This is a genomic window from Legionella sp. km772 (assembly GCF_003989735.1).
Lineage (GTDB): Bacteria > Pseudomonadota > Gammaproteobacteria > Legionellales > Legionellaceae > Legionella.
In genome coordinates, this window is the sequence record NZ_RZGQ01000268.1 from 1 (window position 1) to 2,838 (window position 2,838).

The window sequence follows — 2,838 nt, forward strand, 5'->3', positions numbered from 1 at the left end:
GAAAATCAAATAATCACTATAAAGATCAAGCATATCCATTTAATTCCCTCCCTAAAATTAAGGGCGGAATTCTAATGCTTTTTAGTCAAACTACAAGTTTATGTGCGTAACATGAGTTAATCACATACTTTAGTCAATTATAGGCTGTTTTAAAGCACTAGCAGTTTTATTAATAAATAAATCATGCGACACTGATAAGATTATCATAAGCAATAAACAGAATGCGCACTAAAAAAATAATACTAACTAACTTTAGCCGCGCTGTATGCAGTGAATCTTTATGTCTAAGACCTGATACAGAAAAAGAACTATTTACTTACCTTAATACTCACCAACCTAAATCGATACTTACACGAGGAGCGGGATTAAGTTATAGCGATTGTTGTTTAAATAAAGATGGTTTGATAATTAATACCGAACGTTTTAATCATTATCTTGATTTCGATCCTTCGTCAGGACTAGTTATTTGTCAAGGCGGCATCACTTTTTATGAGCTTTTAAGGCTACACCCGGATTTTATCCCACCAGTGCTTCCAGGCACAGTGCATGCAACCTTGGCGGGTGGGCTTGCTAATGATGTGCATGGTAAAAATAACCATCACGCCAAGAGCTTTGGCCATTGGGTTGAATGGATTGAGCTTTTTATTAAGGATAGGCTTATCCGATGCAGTAGGAAGGAACATAGTAGCTTATTTTATGCAACGATTGGAGGCCTTGGTTTAACCGGTATAATTATTCGTTTGGCTTTACGACTGAAAAAAGCCTCACATTTTGTGCAGGTAGAAAATGAATCTTTTGACTCTCTCAACCAGCTTATTGAGCGAATGACTCATCATGGTATTTCTTATGACTATCAAGTGGCTTGGCTAGACCTATTAAACAAAAAACCGCGCGCCCTTTTATCCTTAGCTCACCATATCCCGCCGTTTCAAGCAAAAGAAAAAGCCGTGCATGCTGTCCCAGCCCTACCTATTTCTTTGATAAAAAAATGGAATATGAAATGCTTTAATAATTATTATTATCATCATAAAAAACCTAAAGAAGCATTAGGTCTAGAAGATTTTAATAATCCTTTAGATAGATTAAAACATTGGAATCGATTATATGGCAAGAAAGGCTTGTTACAATTTCAAGCAGTTTTCCCAACAAACAGTGCAAGTGCGACAATAGAGCAGCTGATAAAAATAATTAACTCATCAAACGCGATCCCTACTTTAGCGGTAGTGAAATTATTTACTCAGCCTGGGGCGGGCCTCCTCTCCTTTTGCATGCCTGGAATTACTTTAGCGGTGGACTTTAATAATAATCAGTACGCCCAACTTGCAATTAAGAAGATGAATCAATTCATCTTAGAAAATAAGGGAAAAATCTATTTAGCTAAAGATTTATTCTTAACTTCAGAACAATATGAAGCCATGTATGAACAGCATGCCCAATTTTCCAAATTAATAATTGATTATCAATCACCCATGCATTCTGATTTAGGACAACGCTTAGGAATAATGAAATGAAAAGAACATGGATTATATTAGGCGCCACATCCGTTATTGCAGAACAATTTGCCCATATTGCCGCTAAAGAGAATTATAAACTACGCTTAGTGGGCAGAGACGTAGAGCACTTAAGCTTAATCTGTCAGGATATTCAACTACGCTTTCATGTTACCTGCGAATTAGCTGTATGTGATTTAAATCAAGAAACAGAGCCCCTCTTAAGCTTATTTGATTCCCTTGATGGAGAGTGTGATTTATTCATAGCCCATAGTGATTTTACGGACAATCATCATCTAACCACGCCCTCTATAAATAGCATAATAAAAATCAATGTTTTATCCACCGTTTCGATAATTAACTATTATTTGCATTTAAATCAAAAGGAACACCATCTTCTTTATTTAAGTTCTGTAGCAGCTTGTCGTGGTCGCGCCAAAAATAGTCTTTATGGTGGGACAAAAGCAGCTATCGAAGTTTATTTACAGGGTTTACAGCAAGCAGCCTCCCCAACACAACATATTAGTATTGCAAAACTAGGTTTTATTGACACCAAACAAACTTATGGTCTTCCTGGGGTATTTTACGCAGCACCACCGCAATTATGCGCACAGGCCTGTTGGAAGGCAGTTAAAAACAAAAAACGAGAATTTTATTTCCCTAAATTCTGGTTCTTTATTATGACAATTATTCGTTCTTTACCTTTTTTTGTTTATAAAAAGTTGGTGGTATAAAGGGGAGAGCGGGCAAAAGCCCGTACTCTTATTTCAAGATTGAAACCATCGGAAAAATGGGATGAATAATACCAAAAAATTGAAGTATATAAATAATCAGTACAATTAATACTAAAACATTTAAAAGACTTTTGATCATGGGAGCCATAGGTATAAACACATTGATCAACCAAAGACCCACACCAAAAATAATAATTAAGGCCATCAAATTCAATAAAGTGTAGAGCATGATAATCTCCTTATCATTTCAAACTGCTCAGACTACCTAGAGATAAAATTATTGTCTTTTATAGTATAGATTATTAGAACTTAAACACTCAATTTAGATCATTAATATACTCTTAATAATTTTTTGTTACACTTTCCCTTACATTATTATTAGGAATATTAACTATGAGCCATGTATTAGTTAGAGAACAAGTAGATATTTTTAAATTACCTGTTATTGATCCAATCTATCAGGCTACTCCAGGAACCCAAGTAAGTATCGGCGATCTGATATAGGCGCGGATTTTTAGACGAAAAAAAGGTATTTTTAAGAGCTATTCTTCTAATATAAGAGGGGAATAGAATGACCAAAAAGCGAAATTATTACACTGCATCAAAAAAATCAA

At 35.0% G+C, this 2,838-nt stretch carries 3 protein-coding genes; 2 read left to right on the forward strand and 1 reads right to left on the reverse strand.

Annotation, left to right across the window (positions count from 1 at the left end):
• The first annotated feature begins 221 nt into the window (after positions 1–221).
• Together ELY15_RS15025 and ELY15_RS15030 are read left to right on the forward strand one after the other, a co-directional pair.
• Positions 222–1,511, forward strand: a complete 1,290-nt coding sequence (locus ELY15_RS15025; RefSeq protein WP_127101449.1) for an FAD-binding oxidoreductase — start codon at positions 222–224, stop codon at positions 1,509–1,511.
• The gene (locus ELY15_RS15030; RefSeq protein ID WP_127101451.1) at positions 1,508–2,224 is read left to right on the forward strand and encodes an SDR family NAD(P)-dependent oxidoreductase; all 717 of its coding nucleotides are present in this window, start codon (positions 1,508–1,510) and stop codon (positions 2,222–2,224) included. Before ELY15_RS15025 ends, ELY15_RS15030 begins: the two co-directional genes overlap by 4 nt.
• A 28-nt stretch (positions 2,225–2,252) precedes the next feature.
• Here the strand turns inward: ELY15_RS15030 and ELY15_RS15035 are convergent, their stop codons facing one another.
• Positions 2,253–2,453: a Thivi_2564 family membrane protein gene (locus ELY15_RS15035; RefSeq protein WP_127101453.1), complete on the reverse strand. Its 201-nt coding sequence runs from the start codon at positions 2,451–2,453 to the stop codon at positions 2,253–2,255.
• Positions 2,454–2,838 lie beyond the last annotated feature (385 nt).

Excerpts from the sequence above, each read along its gene's own strand:
- ELY15_RS15025 (WP_127101449.1), top strand. The coding sequence starts at position 222 with ATGCGCACTAAAAAAATAATACTAACTAACTTTAGCCGCGCTGTATGC.
- ELY15_RS15030 (WP_127101451.1), top strand. The coding sequence starts at position 1,508 with ATGAAAAGAACATGGATTATATTAGGCGCCACATCCGTTATTGCAGAA.
- ELY15_RS15035 (WP_127101453.1), bottom strand. The coding sequence starts at position 2,453 with ATGCTCTACACTTTATTGAATTTGATGGCCTTAATTATTATTTTTGGT.